Source organism: Delftia tsuruhatensis NBRC 16741 (genome assembly GCF_001571325.1).
GTDB classification, from domain to species: domain Bacteria; phylum Pseudomonadota; class Gammaproteobacteria; order Burkholderiales; family Burkholderiaceae_C; genus Comamonas; species Comamonas tsuruhatensis.
In genome coordinates this window covers 129,902-148,719 of sequence record NZ_BCTO01000013.1, presented here as the reverse complement: position 1 = coordinate 148,719, position 18,818 = coordinate 129,902, and the positions used below count along the sequence as shown (strand labels likewise).

The 18,818-nt window shown below is 67.3% G+C and carries 17 protein-coding genes; 8 read left to right on the top strand and 9 right to left on the bottom strand.

Annotated features, from left to right (window positions below; translation table 11 throughout):
- Positions 1–73 precede the first annotated feature (73 nt).
- Positions 74–532: a RidA family protein gene (locus DTS01S_RS05990; RefSeq protein WP_012206880.1), complete on the top strand. Its 459-nt coding sequence runs from the start codon at positions 74–76 to the stop codon at positions 530–532.
- Between the two features lie 40 nt (positions 533–572).
- On the opposite strand, the gene DTS01S_RS05985 is transcribed toward DTS01S_RS05990, so the two are convergent.
- From DTS01S_RS05985 to DTS01S_RS05970, 4 genes are all read right to left on the bottom strand, one after another.
- The gene (locus DTS01S_RS05985) at positions 573–2,342 is read right to left on the bottom strand and encodes a methyl-accepting chemotaxis protein (protein WP_061287437.1); all 1,770 of its coding nucleotides are present in this window, start codon (positions 2,340–2,342) and stop codon (positions 573–575) included.
- A 128-nt stretch (positions 2,343–2,470) separates the two neighbouring features.
- Complete coding sequence (parC, locus tag DTS01S_RS05980) at positions 2,471–4,858, bottom strand: DNA topoisomerase IV subunit A (RefSeq protein WP_016447621.1); 2,388 nt, start codon at positions 4,856–4,858, stop codon at positions 2,471–2,473.
- Positions 4,859–4,897: 39 nt separating this feature from the next.
- A complete protein-coding gene (locus DTS01S_RS05975) occupies positions 4,898–5,776 on the bottom strand; it encodes a lytic transglycosylase domain-containing protein (protein WP_061287436.1) in 879 nt (292 codons plus the stop codon).
- 5 nt (positions 5,777–5,781) lie between these two features.
- Entirely contained in the window at positions 5,782–7,764 is a 1,983-nt protein-coding gene (locus DTS01S_RS05970; protein ID WP_016447623.1) for a DNA topoisomerase IV subunit B, read from the bottom strand.
- Positions 7,765–7,934: 170 nt separating this feature from the next.
- Between DTS01S_RS05970 and DTS01S_RS05965 the strand changes: the two genes are divergently transcribed.
- The 5 genes from DTS01S_RS05965 (at position 7,935) to bamC (ending at position 12,075) form a co-directional block, all read left to right on the top strand.
- Positions 7,935–9,161 (top strand): MFS transporter, encoded by a 1,227-nt coding sequence (locus DTS01S_RS05965; protein ID WP_017404391.1) that lies wholly within the window; start codon positions 7,935–7,937, stop codon positions 9,159–9,161.
- Position 9,162: 1 nt separating this feature from the next.
- Positions 9,163–9,312: a hypothetical protein gene (locus tag DTS01S_RS30840; protein ID WP_016447625.1), complete on the top strand. Its 150-nt coding sequence runs from the start codon at positions 9,163–9,165 to the stop codon at positions 9,310–9,312.
- Between the two features lie 67 nt (positions 9,313–9,379).
- Positions 9,380–9,949, top strand: a complete 570-nt coding sequence (locus DTS01S_RS05960) for a class I SAM-dependent methyltransferase (protein WP_017404390.1) — start codon at positions 9,380–9,382, stop codon at positions 9,947–9,949.
- Positions 9,950–10,024: 75 nt separating this feature from the next.
- Positions 10,025–10,921 carry a 4-hydroxy-tetrahydrodipicolinate synthase gene (gene dapA, locus DTS01S_RS05955; protein WP_016447627.1) on the top strand — a complete coding sequence of 299 codons (897 nt, stop codon included), beginning with the start codon at positions 10,025–10,027 and terminating at the stop codon, positions 10,919–10,921.
- A 41-nt stretch (positions 10,922–10,962) separates the two neighbouring features.
- Positions 10,963–12,075: an outer membrane protein assembly factor BamC gene (bamC, locus tag DTS01S_RS05950; protein WP_016447628.1), complete on the top strand. Its 1,113-nt coding sequence runs from the start codon at positions 10,963–10,965 to the stop codon at positions 12,073–12,075.
- A 212-nt stretch (positions 12,076–12,287) separates the two neighbouring features.
- Here the strand turns inward: bamC and DTS01S_RS29435 are convergent, their stop codons facing one another.
- From DTS01S_RS29435 to DTS01S_RS05935, 3 genes are all read right to left on the bottom strand, one after another.
- Positions 12,288–12,578 (bottom strand): hypothetical protein, encoded by a 291-nt coding sequence (locus tag DTS01S_RS29435; RefSeq protein WP_074920994.1) that lies wholly within the window; start codon positions 12,576–12,578, stop codon positions 12,288–12,290.
- 385 nt (positions 12,579–12,963) lie between these two features.
- Positions 12,964–14,094 carry a cupin domain-containing protein gene (locus DTS01S_RS05940; protein WP_046239715.1) on the bottom strand — a complete coding sequence of 377 codons (1,131 nt, stop codon included), beginning with the start codon at positions 14,092–14,094 and terminating at the stop codon, positions 12,964–12,966.
- 103 nt (positions 14,095–14,197) lie between these two features.
- Positions 14,198–15,157 (bottom strand): AraC-like ligand-binding domain-containing protein, encoded by a 960-nt coding sequence (locus DTS01S_RS05935; RefSeq protein WP_061287434.1) that lies wholly within the window; start codon positions 15,155–15,157, stop codon positions 14,198–14,200.
- A gap of 260 nt (positions 15,158–15,417) precedes the next feature.
- Between DTS01S_RS05935 and DTS01S_RS05930 the strand changes: the two genes are divergently transcribed.
- A complete protein-coding gene (locus tag DTS01S_RS05930) occupies positions 15,418–16,869 on the top strand; it encodes an aldehyde dehydrogenase (protein ID WP_061287433.1) in 1,452 nt (483 codons plus the stop codon).
- A 152-nt stretch (positions 16,870–17,021) separates the two neighbouring features.
- Positions 17,022–17,543 (top strand): FKBP-type peptidyl-prolyl cis-trans isomerase, encoded by a 522-nt coding sequence (locus DTS01S_RS05925; RefSeq protein WP_043789867.1) that lies wholly within the window; start codon positions 17,022–17,024, stop codon positions 17,541–17,543.
- A 67-nt stretch (positions 17,544–17,610) separates the two neighbouring features.
- Here DTS01S_RS05925 and DTS01S_RS05920 read toward each other — a convergent pair whose 3' ends face one another.
- Both DTS01S_RS05920 and DTS01S_RS05915 read right to left on the bottom strand, forming a co-directional pair.
- Positions 17,611–18,186, bottom strand: a complete 576-nt coding sequence (locus tag DTS01S_RS05920) for a glycine zipper 2TM domain-containing protein (RefSeq protein ID WP_061287432.1) — start codon at positions 18,184–18,186, stop codon at positions 17,611–17,613.
- Between the two features lie 145 nt (positions 18,187–18,331).
- Entirely contained in the window at positions 18,332–18,712 is a 381-nt protein-coding gene (locus DTS01S_RS05915; protein ID WP_061287431.1) for a PepSY domain-containing protein, read from the bottom strand.
- Between the last annotated feature and the right edge of the window lie 106 nt (positions 18,713–18,818).

Here is an 18,818-nt window from a genome sequence, read left to right as displayed (position 1 = left end):
CACGGGGGCTGTGTCACACTGTCCGCCACCCCGGCACTGGCGCCGGATTTTTCTTGTCTCGAAGGAATCAACGATGAGCGTTTACGAACAACTGAAGGCCCTGAACATCGAACTGCCGTCGCCTGCCATCCCGGCGGCAGCCTACGTGCCCTATGTGCAGACGGGCAATCTGGTGTTCCTGAGCGGACATATCGCACGCAAGGACGGCAAGGTCTGGGCAGGCCAGCTGGGCCGTGATCTGCAGACTGCCGACGGCCAGCAGGCCGCGCGCGCCATCGCCATCGACCTGATGGGCACGCTCCAGCACGCCGCCGGCGGCGACCTGGGCCGCGTGCGCCGCATCGTCAAGCTGATGTGCCTGGTCAACTCCACGGGCGACTACACCGAGCAGCACCTGGTGGCCAATGGCTGCAGCGAGCTGCTGGGCCAGGTCTTCGGCGATGCCGGCACGCATGCGCGCAGCGCCTTCGGCGTGGCCCAGATCCCGCTGGGCTCCTGCGTGGAAATCGAGCTGATCGCCGAACTGGCCTGATCGGCATGCTGCCGCACGGCGCCGCCGTGCTCGCAGGCGGCTAGAAACTCTCCCATTGGCCATCCTCGGCTGCCGGTGCGGCGGGCCGGGGCGCCGAGGCCAGCTTGGGCGCCGCCTCCCTTGCTGCGGCAGGCCGCGCGGCAACCGGCCCGACAGCCGCAGGCGCCACGGCTGCTGCCGGCCGCCTTGGCGCTGCGGCCGCGCTGTGCGCAGTGCGCACCGCCGGCGCAGCCTGCCTTGCGAGCGTCGTCGGCGAGGGCGCCAGGTGCGCCACCTTGAACACCGCCACCGTCCGCGACAGCTGCTCGGCCTGCTCACGCAGGCTTTGCGCCGCGGCCGCGCTTTGCTCGACCAGGGCCGCGTTCTGCTGCGTCATCTGGTCCAGCTGTCCCACGGCCTGATTGACCTGGGCCACGCCCGCGCTTTGCTCCGAAGAGGCCGCCGTGATCTCGCCGATGGTGTCGGCCACGCGCTGCACGGACTGCACGATGCCCTCCATGGTGGTGCCGGCATCGCCCACCAGGCGGGCGCCGTCCTCCACCCGTTCCACCGAAGCGCCGATGAGCTGGCGTATCTCCTTGGCAGCCGCCGCGCTGCGCTGGGCCAGCGTGCGCACCTCGCTGGCCACCACGGCAAAGCCCCGGCCCTGCTCGCCGGCGCGGGCCGCCTCCACGGCGGCGTTCAGCGCCAGGATATTGGTCTGGAAGGCAATGGAGTCGATGACGCCGACGATGTCGGCAATCTGCCGGCTGCTGTCGTTGATGCCCTTCATGGTCTCGACCACCCGGGCCACGACCTCGCCGCCGCGCTGGGCCACCTGTGACGCGCCCGCCGCCAGGCTGCTGGCCTGCTGCGCACTGCTGGCGCTTTGCTGCAGCGTGCTGGTGAACTGCTCCATGGCGGCCGCGGTCTCCTGCAGGTTGCTGGAGGTCTGCTCGGTGCGCACGGACAGGTCGTGGTTGCCGGTGGCAATCTCGGCACTGGCGATGGCAATGCTGTCCGTGCTCTGGCGCACCTGCTGCACCATGCCCGACAGCGATTCGCTCATGGCCTGCAGCGAGCGCAGCAGGTCGCCGAATTCGTCAGCGCGCTGTGTCTGTCCCTGCGCCGCTGCGCTCAGGTCGCCTGCGGCAATGCGTTCGGCCAGTTCCCTGGCCTGGGCCAGGGGACGGCGGATGCTGGCAATCAGGAAATGGGCGCCGATGACGATGCACAGCAGCAGCACGCCCACGGCCGCAGCGGCAAAACCCACGGTGAGCCTGCGCGAGGCTGCCGTCTCTTCCTGGCTGCTGCGCACCACCTGCTCCTGCATCTGCACGAAGTCGCGCAGCGTCTGCAGATAGGCATCCACGGCAGGGTTGTAGGACTGCTTGACCAGGGCCAACGCCTGCTCCTGCCGGCCATCGGCCTTGAGCTGGCGTGCCTGGGCACGCAGTTCGATCATGGTCTTGCGGGCTGCCGCAATCCTGGCCATCTGCGCCTTGTCTGCGTCGGACAGGGGCATGGCTTCCAGTGATTTCTGCACCTCGGTGATCCGCGCCGAGGTGGCGCTGATCACGTCCTTGAACTCGGCCTCGACGGCAGCATCACTGCTGACCACCAGGGCCTGGGTGCGGGCCGCATTGGTTTCGGTCAGCCCCATCCAGCGCACGGCGGCCTGGACCCGCGCCTGCATCTCCTGGGTGACGGCCTCGGACCGGGCCTGGACCTGGGCCGAGCGATAACCCGACAAGCCGACCACGCCCACCAGCGCCACCACGATGGCGGCCACGGCAAGCCACAGCTTGTGTGCCATGCGAAGTCGCAGCATATCCAGTCTCCCTCATGTTGGAAGACTCCATGTTGAGGCCTGCAGCAGGGCCCGGAGGCCGGAAAAACCCAGAGAAAACCCCTGATCCGCCCCTTTCGCAAAAGGCATTGCAGGGGCAGCTGCGCTCTTTACTCCACGCGCGTCACGCTTTGCGGCTTGAAGCCCAGGTCGGCCGACTTGCCCTTGCGGCCGCGCGTGCCACGGGCATTGTTGAGACTGCGGATCTCCAGCGTCTCGCTGCGCTCCTTGCCGCCGCGGCCCAGTCCATCGATGCGGATGCTGCGCGTGTAGGCGGCAGCGCCCGCCAGGGTGTCCTTGTCCTCCAGGTCGAGCAGCATCAGCCCGCGACCGCCCTTGGCCATGTGCTTGAGGCTGGCGATCTCGAAGGTGAGGATGCGGCCGCCCGTGGAGGCGCAGATCACATGCGTGGCCGGCAGCAGCAGGCCCGCGCCCTGCTCGCCTTCCTGCGGCTCGGCGCGTGCGCCCATGGGCACGCCGTAGGCCGTGGACGGGGCGCACAGCGTCTCGCCGTCGGCCAGCGTCACGAAGGCCTTGCCCGCCTTCTGGCGCGAGACCATGTCGCCCACCATGGCCACGAAGCCGTAGCCGCCCGACCCCGACAGCAGCAGCGCCGTTCCTTCGGCTCCCGCGAAGTAGTACAGGATCTGGGTGCCGGCCTCCAGCTCGATGAGCGTGGTCACAGGCTGGCCATCGCCGCGCCCGCCGGGCAGCTGCGACACCGGCACCGAATAGACCCGGCCATTGCTGCCGAAGGCCAGCAGCTGGTCCACCGTGCGGCACTCGAAGGTGCCGTGCAGGCTGTCGCCGGCCTTGAAGCTGAGCGTGCCCGCATCGACGCCATGGCCCTGGCGCGTGCGCACCCAGCCCTTGTCCGAGATGATGACCGTCACGGGCTCATCGACCACCTTGACTTCGGCGACCACCTTCTTTTCTTCCTGGATCAGCGTGCGGCGCGCATCGGCGAACTGCTTGGCGTCGGCCTCGATCTCCTTGCAGATCAGGCGGCGCATGACGCTCTCGCTGCCCAGGATGTCTTCGAGCTTGCCCTGCTCGACGCGCAGTTCCTTGAGTTCCTGCTCGATCTTGATGGCCTCCAGCCGCGCCAGCTGGCGCAGGCGGATTTCCAGAATGTCGTCGGCCTGGCGCTCGGACAGCGCAAAGGCATCGATCAGCGCCTGCCTGGGCTCGTCGCTGGCCCGGATGATGGCGATGACCTTGTCGATGTTCAGCAGCACGGCCTGACGGCCTTCGAGGATGTGGATGCGGTCCAGCACCTTGGCCAGCCGGTGCTGGCTGCGCCGCGTGACCGTGGTCTGGCGGAAGGCGATCCATTCCTCGAGCATCAGGCGCAGGCTTTTCTGCACCGGCCGGCCATCCAGGCCGATCATGGTCAGGTTGATGGAGCTGGACGACTCCAGGCTGGTGTGCGCCAGCAGCGCCGTGACCAGCTCCTGCTGCGGCACCTTGCCGGTCTTGGGCTCGAAGACCAGGCGCACGGGCGCATCCTTGCTGGACTCGTCGCGCACGCCATCGAGCACCGCCAGCATGCTGGCCTTGAGCTGGGTCTGTTCCTGGCTCAGCGCCTTCTTGCCGGTCTTGACCTTGGGATTGGTGATGTCCTCGATCTCTTCGAGCACCTTCTGCGCCGAGACGCCGGGCGGCAGCTCGGTCACCACCATCTGCCACTGGCCGCGCGCCAGCTCCTCGATCTTCCAGCGCGCGCGCAGCTTGAGGCTGCCGCGCCCCGTGCGGTAGGCATCCTGGATGTCGGAGGCGCTGCTGATGATCTGCCCGCCGCCCGGATAGTCGGGGCCGGGGATGATCTGGAACAGTTCCTCGTCGCTGAGCTGCGGCCGCTTGATCAGGGCCACGCAGGCGTCGGCCACCTCGCGCAGGTTGTGGCTGGGGATTTCCGTGGCCAGGCCCACGGCAATGCCGCTGGCGCCGTTGAGCAGGGCGAACGGCAGGCGCGCGGGCAGCTGCTGCGGCTCCTGCGTGCTGCCGTCGTAGTTGGGCACGAAGTCCACCGTGCCCATGTCGATCTCGTCGAGCAGCAGGCCCGTGATCTTGGACAGGCGCGCCTCGGTGTAGCGCATGGCCGCTGCGCCGTCGCCGTCGCGGCTGCCGAAATTGCCCTGGCCATCGACCAGCGGATAGCGCTGGTTGAAGTCCTGGGCCATGCGCACCAGCGCGTCGTAGGCCGACTGGTCGCCGTGCGGGTGAAAGCGCCCCAGCACATCGCCGACCACGCGCGCGCTTTTGACCGGCTTGGCCGCCGTGTTGTGGTTGGGGCCGCTGTAGCTCAGGCCCATGCGGTCCATGGCGTACAGAATGCGCCGCTGCACGGGCTTGAGGCCGTCGGTGACATCGGGCAGTGCCCGGCCCTTGACGACAGACAGTGCGTATTCAAGGTAGGCGCGCTGTGCGTACTGGCCCAGGTCCAGGGCATCGCCGGCCGCCTGTTGGGCCAGATCCAGAGTGTTTTGATCGCTCATGAAGAAATTCGTGATCTCAATAAATGCAGTGAAGGCCGCTCATCGCGGCGATGGCAGCCCTGTGGACAAGGTCATCCGTATCCGGGGCGCTGTGCCAGGCTGTGCCGCCACCGGCGCTGCCTGGCCCGCACGCTGGCGCCCGCCCTGCAGCTGCTCGTAGATACCGAGCACGGCCTTCACGTAATTGCGGGTTTCCTGATAGGGAGGAATGGCCTGCCCCGCACGCCGCACGGCACCCTCGCCCGCGTTGTAGGCGGCCAGCACCAGGTCCAGCCGCCCGGGGAACAGCCCCATCAGATGGTTGAGGTAGCGCGCGCCGGCCGGCACGTTGACGGCCGGGTCGGCCAGTTGCTGCTGCACGCTGCGCTGGCGGCTGGCCTCCACGCCGAAGCGCTGGGCCGTGGCCGGCATCAGCTGCATCAGGCCGACTGCGCCCTTGGGCGAGATGGCCTGCGCGTCAAAGCCCGACTCGACGGCAATCACGGCTTTGAGCAGGTCGTAGTCCACCCCCGTGTGGTCCGCCGCCTTGCGCAGGTGGCCGCGCACGCTCTTGTAGCGCGGCGAGATGTCGAAGAAGCTTTGCATCCGCGTGCTCGCCTGCAGCCTGCGCCCGGCATCGCTGCCGCCGTCATCGTCGGCAGCGGCCTCGGCTTCCACCAGCGGGGGCTTGAGTCCCTGCTCGGTGCTGTCATACAGCGAGCCGCGGAAGTAGAGCTTGTAGCGCTCGTCCAGCGCCTGCGCGGCGAAGTGCGTGATGCCGCGCTCGTCCACGAAGGCCCAGAGATCGGCATGCGCGGGCTGCGCCCCCCCCCCCAGCGCCAGGGCCGCGCCCAGCGCTGCAAGCGCGCGCGCGGCAGCGGCGCGCGCAGGGTGCGGGCGGTGCGGAAGGTGCTGTGGGGCAGCCGGGCGCAGGGGCATGGGGATCAGATATCCACTTCGATGGCGTCGCCGTGCAACTCCATCAGCTCGCGGCGCGCCGCAGCCTCGCCCTTGCCCATCAGCTTGGTGACGACCTGCTCGGCCGCCGCAAAGTCCAGATTCATGAACTGCACGGGCAGCAGGCGGCGCGTGTCGGGGTTGAGCGTGGTTTCCCACAGCTGCTCGGCATTCATCTCGCCCAGGCCCTTGAAGCGGCTGATCTGGCATTTCTCGCGCGGCACGCCATCCTTGGCGGACTTGTCGAGGATGGCGGTCAGCTCGCCCTCGTCCAGCGCGTACATCTTGGCTGCTGGCTTCTTGCCGCGCGCAGGCACATCGACGCGGAACAGCGGCGGCAGCGCCACATGGATGTGGCCGGCCTCGATGAGCTTGGGGAAGTGGCGGAAGAACAGCGTGAGCAGCAGCACCTGGATGTGCGAGCCGTCCACGTCGGCATCCGAAAGAATGCAGATCTTGCCGTAGCGCAGGCCGGACAGGTCGGGCGTGTCATGGGGGCCATGCGGGTCCACGCCGATGGCCACCGAGATGTCGTGGATCTCGTTGTTGGCGAACAGGCGGTCACGGTCGACTTCCCAGGTGTTGAGCACCTTGCCGCGCAGGGGCAGCACGGCCTGGGTTTCCTTGTCGCGTCCCATCTTGGCGCTGCCGCCGGCCGAGTCGCCCTCGACCAGGAAGACCTCGTTCAGGCTCAGGTCGCGGCTTTCGCAATCGGTGAGCTTGCCGGGCAGCACGGCCACGCCCGAGCCCTTGCGCTTTTCGACCTTCTGGCCCGCCTTCTGGCGGGTCTGGGCGGCCTTGATGGCGATCTCGGCCAGCTTGCGGCCCCATTCCACATGCTCGTTGAGCCACAGCTCCAGCGCAGGGCGAACGTAGCCGCTGACCAGGCGCACGGCATCGCGCGAGTTCAGGCGCTCCTTGATCTGGCCCTGGAACTGCGGGTCCAGCACCTTGGCATTGAGCACGTAGCTGGCGCGCGCGAAGACGTCGTCAGGCATGAGCTTGACGCCCTTGGGCAGCAGCGAATGCATCTCGATGAAGGCCTTGACCGCCTGGAACAGGCCGTCGCGCAGGCCGCTGTCGTGCGTGCCGCCGGCCGTGGTGGGGATCAGGTTGACATAGCTTTCGCGCAGCGGCGCGCCATCCTCGGTGAAGGCCACACACCAGGCGGCGCCCTCGCCTTCGGCAAAGCTGTCGTGGTTGCGGTCGGCAAAGCCCTCGCCTTCGAACAGGGGGATGACGGCCTCGCCATGCAGGCTTTGCTGCAGATAGTCGCGCAGGCCGCCCTTGAACTGCCAGGTCTGGGTGTCGCGCGTCTTCTCGTTGACCAGGGTCACCGACACGCCGGGCATGAGCACGGCCTTGCTGCGCAGCAGATGCATCAGCTCGCCCATGGGCAGCTGGGAGGATTCGAAGTAGCGGGCATCGGGCCACACGCGCACGGTCGTGCCCTGCTTGCGTTCGCCCGCGGCCAGCGGCCGCGATTGCAGGGGCTCGACCACGTCGCCGCCCGAGAAGGCGATGGTGGCCACCTTGCCCTCGCGGTGGATGCAGGCCTCAAGGCGCGTGGCCAGCGCATTCGTGACCGAGACGCCCACGCCATGCAGGCCGCCCGAGAAGCTGTAGGCGCCGCCTTTGCCCTTGTCGAACTTGCCGCCCGCATGCAGGCGGGTGAAGACCAGCTCCACCACGGGCGCCTTTTCCTCGGGGTGCATGCCGAAGGGGATGCCCCGGCCGTCGTCCTCGACGCTGTAGGAGCCGTCGGAATGCAGGGTGAAGCGGATTTTCTTGCCGAAGCCGGCCAGCGCCTCGTCGGCCGCGTTGTCGATCACCTCCTGCAGCACATGCAGGGGGTTGTCGGTGCGCGTGTACATGCCGGGACGCTGCTTGACGGGCTCCAGGCCCTTGAGCACGCGTATCGAGCCTTCGGAGTATTCGCTGGCGGAAGTAGGAGATGGTTTGACTGCCATGGGGGCGGATTGTAGTGCGCGGCCCGGCTCAGTGCTGGATACATTCACAGTCATTGACATTGACTATCCCGAAAAGGCCAGTGCCGCCAAGGGCTACGAAGTGCCGCGCTGGCGCATGGGCGACCCACGCGTCGCAGCGCAAAACCCGGAGTTTCGCTAAAGTTTGCCGCATGCACAAAAACAACCAACCCATGTCCATGGTGCAGATACTGCTGTGCGGGGGCGCAGTCGTGACGCTGTCCATGGGAATCCGGCACGGCTTCGGCCTGTGGCTGCAGCCCATCACCCAGGAGATGGGCTGGACGCGCGAGTCCTTCGCGCTGGCCATTGCCATCCAGAACCTGTCCTGGGGCGTGCTCGGCATCTTCGGCGGCATGCTGGCCGACCGCTTCGGCGCCTTCCGCGTGCTCCTGGTGGGCGCGCTGCTGTATGCGCTGGGCCTGGCCGGCATGGCCATGGCGCCCACGACAACCTGGTTCGCCCTGACGGCCGGCGTGGTGATAGGCGCAGCCCAGGCCGGCACCACCTATGCCGTGATCTACGGCGTGCTGGGCCGCCAGATTCCCGTGGCGCGGCGCAGCTGGGCCATGGGCGTGACGGCGGCGGCGGGCTCCTTCGGCCAGTTCTTCATGGTGCCCGTGGAAGGCAGCCTGATCTCGAACTTCGGCTGGTCCAACGCCCTGCTGCTGCTGTCGCTGTGCGCCCTGATGATCATTCCGCTGGCCTTCGGCCTGCGCGAGCCGGGCTTCACGGCCGGCAATACCCGGCCCGTGCGCGACCAGAGCGCGGGCCAGGCCGTCGCCGAAGCGCTGCGCACACCCAGCTTCGTGCTGCTGACGGCTGGCTACTTCGTCTGCGGCTTCCAGGTGATGTTCATCGGCGTGCACATGCCCAGCTACCTCAAGGACTACGGCCTGGCACCGCAGGTGGCCAGCATCTCGCTGGCGCTGGTGGGGCTGTTCAACATCGTCGGCACCTATGTGGCCGGCAACCTGGGCCAGCGCCTGCCCAAGCGCTACCTGCTGTCCACCATCTACTTCACGCGCTCGGTGGTGATCGTGCTCTTCCTGCTCGCGCCGCTGACGCCCTGGTCGGTCTACATCTTCTCGGCCGCCATGGGACTGCTGTGGCTGTCCACCGTGCCGCTGACCAATGCCACCGTGGCCCAGATCTTCGGCGTGCAGCATCTGTCCATGTTGAGCGGCATGGTGTTCTTCAGCCACCAGGTCGGCAGCTTCCTGGGCGTCTGGCTGGGCGGCTATCTGTATGACCACACCGGCAGCTACCAGGTGGTCTGGTACCTGGCCATCGGCCTGGGCGTGGCCGCCGGCCTGCTGAACCTGCCGATACGCGAAGCCCCGGTGGCAAGGCCGCGTGCGGCGCAGGCGGCGGCCTGACATGACGACAGCCACCACGCCCCGCCCACAGCTGCTGCGCAGGCTGGCGCTGTGGGCCGCCGTGCTGCTGGTGCTGGGCCTGGTCTTCATGCTCTATCTGCAGCCCGAGTTCATGCTGGGCATGGCCGACCAGCTCTGGGCCTGCTTCTGAAATTGAAGCGCGGCAAAGGCCTGGCGGCACAATGGCGGCCGCTTTCAATTCATTTCCGAAATTTCACATGCACGCAGCCACGCCGCCTTCACCCTGGATCCAACGCTGGTCGCATCTTCTGGCACCCGAGGCCACCGTGCTCGACGTGGCCTGCGGCCCTGGCCGCCACATGCGCTGGTTCCATGCACGCGGCCATGCAGTGACGGGCGTGGACCGCGACGCCCAGGCCCTGGCCGGCCTGCAGGGCGTGGGCGAGCTGCTGTGCGCCGACATTGAAAACGGCCCCTGGCCCCTGCCCGGCAGGCAGTTCGGCGCCGTGGTCGTGACCCACTATCTGTGGCGCCCGCTGTGGCCGGCGCTGCTGGACAGCGTGGCCCCCGGCGGTGTGCTGCTGTACGAAACCTTTGCCCAGGGCAACGAGGCCTTCGGCAAGCCTTCCCGACCCGATTTCCTGCTGGCGCCCGGCGAGCTGCTGCAGGCCTGCGCGGGCTGGCACATCGTGGCCTACGAGCACGGCCAGCTGGGCGAGCCCGATCGCATGGTCCAGCGCATCGCGGCACTGCGCCCCGATGCAACAGGCCGGGAACCCGTGGCCATGCTGGCGCATCAGAAGGCGTCGGGGGCTGCAATCGCCTGAATCCCTACAGGCGACCGCCTTGGGCCTGCCTCCGACACTCGTTAGAATGATCCTTTCCCGTTTTTTCTTGCGGACATGACATCCTCCTCCGTCGCTCTCACTGGCAGCATCGTTGCCCTCATCACGCCCATGCACGAGGACGGTAGTGTTGACTACCCGGCGCTGCGAAAACTCATCGACTGGCATGTGGCCGAGGGCACGGACTGCATCGGCGTGGTGGGAACGACAGGCGAATCCCCCACCGTCAACGTGGAGGAACACTGCGAAATCATCCGCGTGTCCGTCGAGCAGGCTGCGGGCCGCGTTCCCGTGATGGCAGGCTGCGGCGCCAACAGCACGCACGAGGCCATCGAGCTGGCCCGCTACGCCAAGAAGGTCGGTGCCGACAGCCAGCTGCAGGTCGTGCCCTACTACAACAAGCCCACGCAGGAAGGCCAGTACCAGCATTTCAAGGCCATTGCCGAAGCGGTGGGCGACCTGCCTGTGGTGCTCTACAACGTGCCCGGCCGCTCGGTGGCCGACATGCAGCACGACACCGTGCTGCGCCTGGCACAGATTCCCGCCATCATCGGCATCAAGGAAGCCACGGGCAACATCGAACGCGCCCAGTGGCTGATCCGTGAAGTGCCCGAAGGCTTCGGCGTGTACTCCGGTGATGATCCGACCGCTGTGGCACTGATGCTGTGCGGCGGCCACGGCAACATCAGCGTCACGGCCAACGTGGCGCCGCGCCTGATGAGCGATCTGTGCAAGGCGGCCCTGGCCGGCGACGTGCGCACCGCCATGGACATCCAGATGCGCCTGATGCCTGTGCACAAGAACCTCTTCGTCGAGGCCAACCCCATTCCCGTCAAGTGGGCCGCAGCCCGCCTGGGCCTTTGCGGCCCGGCCATGCGCCTGCCGATGACACCCCTGAGCAAGAATCTGGAAGCCACCGTGGAAGCCGCCCTGAGCTCCGCTGGCCTGCTGTGAGGCGCCCCGCCCCACCGAACGAACGCACCAAGGATATTCGCGTGAAACAGCCCATTGCACGTCTGAGCCTGCTGAGCCTGGCCATCGGCCTGACAGCCTGCACGACCACGTTCCAAGAGAGCAAGATCGACTACAAGAGCGCCGGCAAGCAGCAGGCGCCCACCCTGGAAGTCCCGCCAGACCTGACACAGCTGTCCACGGACTCCCGCTACGCCGTGCCCGGCGGCGTGGTCTCCGCCGCCGCCATGGAAGCCAACTCCAAGGCGCAAAAGCCGGCAGAGGGCCGAACGGCCACCGCCGCCCTGGGCGATGTGCGCATCGAGCGCAATGGCGAGCAGCGCTGGCTGGTGATCAAGCGTCCGGCCGACCAGCTGTGGGAGCCCGTGCGCGACTTCTGGCTGGAAAACGGCTTCATCTTCACCACCGAAGACCGCCAGCTCGGCATCATCGAAACCGATTGGGCCGAGAACCGCGCCAAGATCCCGCAGGACGTGATCCGCAAGACGCTGGGCAAGGTCTTCGACGGCCTGTACTCCACCAGCGAGCGCGACAGGTTCCGCACCCGCCTGGAGCGCTCGGCCGACGGCTCCACCGAGGTCTACATCACGCACCGCGGCATGCAGGAGGTGTACACCAGCGCCCAGAAGGACCAGACCATATGGCAGCCGCGCCCCTCCGATCCGGAACTGGAAACCGAATTCCTGCGCCGCCTGATGGTCAAGCTCGGCGTGAGCCAGGAGCAGGCCGACGCCGTGGCCAAGGCCAACACCACCACGGCAGCCGCCACCGGCAGCGTGCGCATGGAATCCGCCAACGGACAGCCCGTGCTGCAGATCGACGAAGGCTTTGACCGCGCATGGCGCCGTGTCGGCGTGGCCCTGGACCGCACGGGCTTCACCGTGGAAGACCGCGACCGCAGCCGCGGCATCTACTTCGTGCGCTATGTGGCGCCCGATGCCAAGGTCGAGCCCAAGGGATTCTTCAGCAAGCTGTTCAGCCGCTCGCCCGACGCGGCCGCGCCGGTCAAGTACCAGATCCAGGTGCGCAGCGAGGGCGACAAGTCCACGGTCACCGTGCTCAACACCCAGGGCCAGCCAGAGACCTCGGCCAATGCCCAGCGCATCGTGCGCGTCATCACCGACGACATGAAGTAGGCGATCCTCACGTCGGGATTGAGGCGGCAGCCGCCGCCCTCGCCTGCAGCCACCGCGCATTCACTTGCCGGTGGCTTTTTTGCATCCGGGCCGTCGTGCATAGACCATGGATATGCATGACCGGGCCCTGGTGGACGAAAAAAAACCGCAGCCCGAAGGATGCGGTTTTTTCGCAGCACAAGCCTAAGCCTGTGCCATCGGCGAAGGCCGGATTACTGCTTGGTGGCTTCCTTGGCGGCAGCGTCGGCAGCAGCCTTGGCGGCGTCTGCAGCAGCAGCGTCAGCAGCGGGAGCGGCAGGTGCAGCTGCGTCAGCGGCGGGCGCTGCGGGAGCAGCTGCGTCGGCGGCGGGAGCAGCAGGAGCGGCTTCTGCGGGAGCGGGAGCTGCCGGTGCGGGAGCTTCAACAGCAGGAGCGGGAGCGGGGGCCGGAGCCTCTTCCTTCTTGCCGCAAGCGGCCAGAGCTGCAGCAGCGATCACGGTAGCCAGGATCAGAGAGTTCTTCATCACAGTTTCCTAGAGAGTAGGTAAGAAGACAGTAAACAGGAGGGCCCCGCCATTGCGACACCGGATGCAGGCAACCGGAGCGCTACGGCCAAGCCGCGTCAAAACATTCATTCGACTCGCGTCAGATTATAGGGAGGTTTTCCAGAAGCTGACCGAAACTGACAGCTTCAAAACAATTCCGCACAAATCCTCTTGCAAAGTCCGGATGGGGCAGTGAATTGACTGCCTTGACATGCACTGTGTAACAAAAGCAGGTGACTGTCAATTTACTGACGGACTCAAGACAATTCTTTACAAATCTAACGAAGTCCGCCCTTGTTCAGCAGCACGCTGTCAACAGTGAATGCCCGAACTTAGCATGCCTGTGGCGCAGCGTCTACCCGCTTCAGGACAGCTTGCCGCCACGCACCCAGCCTGCGTCAAACCATGAGGACAGCAACTCCAGCGCATCGTCGCTGGCCTTGGCCAGATCGGTGCGCGACAGCGCGCGCGTGTCGGCCAGCTTGCGCATCAGCGTGGCATCGCGGCCACCGGCCAGATAGCTTTCTCCGTTGATGAAGATGTGCCTGGCGTCATACATCATGCGGGTGCGGCGGTCCAGGACCACGCTCTCGAACATGCCGTTTTCCTCGCCATGCTCGAACCACACATTGGCCTTGGGCTCGGTCATGTACTCGCCCAGAGCGCGCTCCAGCGCCAGCGGCTCGGCCAGCGCGCGTTCCAGCGACTTGCGGGCGAAATCGTGCAGGCTGGCGGGAATCTCGCCCGGGGCTTCGACGGCCGGCTGGTCGGGATCGCGGTAGACGACCGGCACTTCGGGCTCATCGGGCTCGTCGGACATGCGCAGCAGCAGCTCGCGGGCCAGTTCGTCGCGCGCGGGCGAGCGAAAGCCGATGGAGTAGGTCATGCATTCGCCCTCGGCGATGCCGTCATGGGCCCACTTCGGCGGCAGGTAGAGCATGTCGCCGGGCTCGAGCACGAACTCCTCCTCGGGCTCGAAATTCGAGAGCACCTTCAGCGGCACATCGGGCTGCAGCGACAGGTCCTTCTGGCGGCCGATGCGCCAGCGCCGGCGGCCATGGGCCTGCAGCAGGAAGACGTCGTAGCTGTCGAAATGCGGGCCGACGCCGCCCTGGTCGGTGGCAAAGCTGATCATCAGGTCGTCCAGCCGCGCCTCGGGCACGAAGCGGAACTGCTGCATCAACTGGTGCACGCCGTCGTCGTGCAGGTCCACGCCCTGCACGAGCACGGTCCATCCGGGCTTTTGCAGCGAGGGCAGGCTGCGGCGCGACAGCGGGCCGTGGCTGAGCTTCCAGTGGCCACCGTCCTGCTGCTGGATCAGGCGCGATTCCACACCGTCCTCGCCTGCCATGGCCAGCAGCCTGGCGCGGGGAATCAGGGGCTTGAAGCCCGGGATTGCCTGGCGCACCAGCAAGGGCTTCTTGTGCCAGTGGCGGCGCATGAATTGGGAAGCGGTAAGCCCGCCCAGCAGGGCAAGCGGTGTGTTGGTGTCCATGAAATGGTCCGAAGTGAGCGAAGAGACAGGGCGGCATTGTCCTATGCGGGCATTGCCCTGTCCTGGCGCCAGCGCAAGCTGCCCCGCAATGGCTTCTTGGCAGTCAGCCGGCCGGCTTGCGCATGGCCCTGAAATCCGAGGGCGCCAGGCCCGTATAGGCCTTGAAGGCCCGGCTGAAATGCGCGCTGCTGCCAAAGCCGCAGTCCATGGCGACTTCGGTGATGGTGCGCTGCGCGTGCTCGGGCAGCAGCAGCTCTCGCATGCACAGCTCCAGCCGGCTGTGCTGTATGAAGGCGCCCAGGCTGGTCTGGCTGTCCGCAAAGGCGTTGTGCAAATGGCGCTTGCTGCAGTTGAGCGCGGCAGCCACGGACTCCACCGACAGGCCCGGATCGCGCAGATGGGCCACCACATGGGCGCGTATGCGGTCCTGCAGCGCCAGTTGCTGGGTGCCTGCCGTGCCCTGCCCGGCCAGCTCCTGCAGCGAAAGGTGGACCATGTCCACCAGCAGCTCGCCCGCGCGGCGCGCCAGGTGCGGTGCCATGCCGGGCAGCTCCTGGTAGGTGCTGCGCATGGTCTCCAGCGCGATGCGGGCGATGCCCGAGCTGCCGCCCACATTGCGCCCCATCAGCCCTTCCAGCCGGATGCCCCGGTCCACGATGGCCTGGCGCGGCAGCATCACGATGAGGTGTTCGGACCATTCGGGGTTGGTGACCTCGTACTCCTGCGCCGTGTCATAGATCACCCAGCTGCCCTTGCGCACGCTGGCCTCGCGGTTGTGCTGGCGCACGCTGGCCACGCCCTCCCAGGGCGCGACGATCTTCAGATAGGGGGACTCATGGGCGCGCAGGCCCTGCATGCTGCGCATGACGCGGTGGCGGCCCGCCTCCAGCCGGGTCAGCACCACATCGCCGGCATTGGCCACGCGCACATGGCCTTCGAACAGGTGATCGCCATAGACATCGGTATCCAGGCCCGCAAACAGGCGCGACATCCAGGCGTGCCAGGCCGACGCCGTCTCGCCGGGCGGCAGTCCGTCGGTGCTCAACACCATGGCATCGGTCATGTGCGGTCTCTCCTGCTCGCCGCACGGGTGAAGGATCTGTGTGCGGCCATGGACGTGATTATGGGAAAGTGCAGGCCCGTCGCGCCCCATGGCTTTCCCCGCGGACAGCCAGGACAAGGGTAAACCCCGGAGCCTGTGCACGATCCGTCATGCGCTTTGTGCGCGCAGCGGGCTGCCTGCGCCATCGCCTGCTTCTACGATGACCGGCACGCCCGGCTACGCAAACGCCCAGGCCACAACCGCATACCAAGGAGACAGTCATGATCGAACAAACCATGCTCATCGCAGGCCAGGCCGCACAGGCCGGCAATGGCGCCACCTTCGAGCGCCGCAATCCGCTGGACGGATCGGTGGCCACGTGCGCCCCGGCCGCCACGCCCGAAGATGCCGTGCGCGCCGTCGAAGCCGCGCAAAAGGCTTTCCCCGCCTGGGCCGCGCTGGGCCCGACCGAGCGCCGCCAGATGCTGATGAAGGCATCGCAGGCGCTGGAGGCCAAGACCGAGGCCTTTGCCGCCGCCATGGCCGCCGAGACGGGCGCCTCGGGCATCTGGGCCGGCTTCAACGTGCACCTGGCTGCCAACATGTTCCTGGAGGCCGCATCGCTGACCACCCAGATCAATGGCCAGATCATTCCCTCGGACGTGCCCGGCAGCCTGGCCATGGCCGTGCGCCAGCCCGCTGGCGTGGTGCTGGGCATTGCGCCCTGGAATGCGCCCGTCATCCTGGCCGTGCGCGCCATCGCCACGCCGCTGGCCTGCGGCAACACCGTGGTGCTCAAGGGCTCGGAGCTGTGCCCCGCCACGCACGGCCTGATCATCGAGGCCCTGCAGGAAGGCGGCCTGCCGCCCGGCGTGGTCAACTTCGTGACCAATGCGCCCGAAGATGCCGGCGCCGTGGTCGAGGCCATGGTGGCCCACCCGGCCGTGCGCCGCGTGAACTTCACGGGCTCCACGCGCGTGGGCCGCATCATCGGCCAGACCTGCGCCAAGTACCTCAAGCCCGCCATCCTGGAGCTGGGCGGCAAGGCGCCCTTCGTGGTGCTGGACGATGCAGACATCGACGCCGCCGTGGCCGGCTGCACCTTCGGTGCCTTCGCCAACTCGGGCCAGATCTGCATGTCCACCGAACGCATCATCGTGGACGAGGCCGTGGCCGGGGATTTCCTGGACAAGCTGGTGGCCCGTGCCACCTCGCTGCCGCTGGGCGATCCGCGCAAGGGTCCCGTGGTGCTGGGCTCGGTGGTGGACATGGCCACCGTGGAGCGCGCCAACCGCCTGATCGACGACGCGCTGGCCAAGGGCGCAAAACTGCTGTGCGGCGGCAAGGCCACCAACACCCTGATGGCGGCCACGCTGATCGACGGCGTCACGCCCGAGATGGAGATCTTCCGCGAGGAAACCTTCGCCCCCGTCAAGGCCATCGTGCGCGTACGCGGCGAGGAGCAGGCCATCGCCATGGCCAACGACAACGAATTCGGCCTGTCCTCGTCCGTCTACACCCGCGATACCGCACGCGGCTGGCGCGTGGCCGCGCGCATCGAGGCCGGCATCTGCCACGTCAACGGCCCCACCGTGCATGACGAGGCACAGATGCCCTTTGGCGGCGTGAAGAACTCGGGCTACGGCCACTTCGGCGGCCAGGCAGGCATCGATGCCTTCACCGAGACGCGCTGGATCACCATGCAGACCGCGCCCCGCCACTATCCGTTCTGATCGGCAGGACTCGCCGCCCGGCCTGCGCAGCAGCCGGGCCGCCGTGGGAAAATCGCGCCAACGCGGCCGCCGGCATGCCTTCGTCAAACAAGGGCGCGCGCGGCGGTCTTTCTTTTTCCCCACCGCGGCATGGGCCGCACAAGCTGCACACCATGGAAATCACAGAACAATGCGTGGTCGCTCTGACCTGGACCCTCAAGGACACCCTGGGCGAGGAACTGGACGTGCTCGATGAGCCCGTGGAGTTCCTGGTCGGCGGCGACGACCTGCTCAAGCGCATCGAGGAAGCCCTGCAGGGCCACGGCCAGGGCAAGGTCCTGGACCTGCACCTGGAGCCCGAGGAAGCCTTCGGCGACTACAACGAAAGCCTGATCTTCCTGGAGCCGCGCGCCCTGTTCCCGGCCGAGCTGGAGGAAGGCATGAGCTTCGAGGCCAGCGCCCTGCCCAAGGGCTGCAGCGCCGTGCCGCCCGACCTGCTCTACACGGTAACCGAAATCTATCCCGAGCATGTGGTGCTGGACGGCAACCATCCGCTGGCCGGCATCGCGCTGCGCCTGCACCTGAAGGTCGAAGGCGTGCGCGAAGCCACCGAGGAGGAAATCGGCCGCGGCTCGGCCGGCACCGGCTTCTTCCGCATCCAGCCCATGGCACCGGGCAACGACACGCTGCACTGAAATTGCCGCGCTGAAATGGCAAAGGGCTCCCTTCGGGGAGCCCTTTTGCATGGAGCGAGCCTGGTACTCAGCGCAGCAGCTGGTTGTTGTCCACACGCACGCTTTCGCCTACGCGCAGCTGCGGATTGCTCTGGTAGTCGAACACGCGCGTGCTGCCATCGTTCAACTGCACGGTGACACGGTAGACATCGCGCAGGTCGCCAGGGCCGGTGTTCTTCTCGATGGCATTGCCCGCCATGGCACCGCCCACCACGCCCGCAATGGTGGCGATGTCGCGCCCGCTGCCCTTGCCCACCTGACGGCCCAGCACGCCGCCGACCACGCCACCCACCACTGCCCCGGCACCTATGCCCGAGCCACCGATGCCGCTGGGCTGCTGGATCTGAACCAGTTGCACATTGGTCACGCGCCCCTGCTGCACATAGCCACCGCCGCCCGGGTAGGCCGTGCCGGGCTGGCCGCTGGCGGGATAGCCCCCGCTGGGGTAGCCCCCGACGGGATATCCGCCAGCGGGATAGCCACCTGCAGGGTAGCCGCCACCCGGATATCCGCCCTGCTGTGGATAGCCCGCGCAGGCGCTGAGCATCAGCGCTGCAATGCAGCCGGTGCCGATGGCGCCCAAGCGATGAATGGAAGGGGGCATGGAAATCTCCTGTGTACTGTCCGTGGATCGATCAAGGGCAGCCGCCGGCCTTGCCTGCGGCTGCATACCACTCCAACGCCCCAGGCTGCATGTACGCCGACCGGACTGAACACTTGCTGACAAAAATCAGCCCGCCGGCCCGGCCTCAATTGCGTGCGCGAATGCTGAGCACGTTGCCGTTGTTGCCATCGACATAGAGCTTCACGGGACGGCCATCGCCGGTCTGGCCCTTGACCTGGTAGAGGCCGTCTTCCCACTCGATCTCGCGCAGGTCGCGGTAGCCCAGGACCTCCATGCGCTCGAAGACTTCGCGGATGCTCAGGCCCGGCCCCTGGAAGGCGCCGCGCACGGAGGCCACCGTGGTGGCCACGGCTTCGCCGGCCTGCACGGTCACCGAAGGACCGCCCGTGGCGGCGGCCTGGGCCTGCATCTGGGCGACCAGCCCGGCAGTGGCGATCAGAACAATGCCCAGGCCCGTCAGGCCATGGCGTGCAGCGCGGGAAATCAGTTGTCGGATGGAAGGCATGAGGTTCTCCTTGGCATGTGAAGGTCGGCGTCTGGGCCGGCGACTGGGCCGGCGACTGGGCCGGCGATTGGGTCGGCGATTGGGCTGGCGATGCATCTGAAAAGGC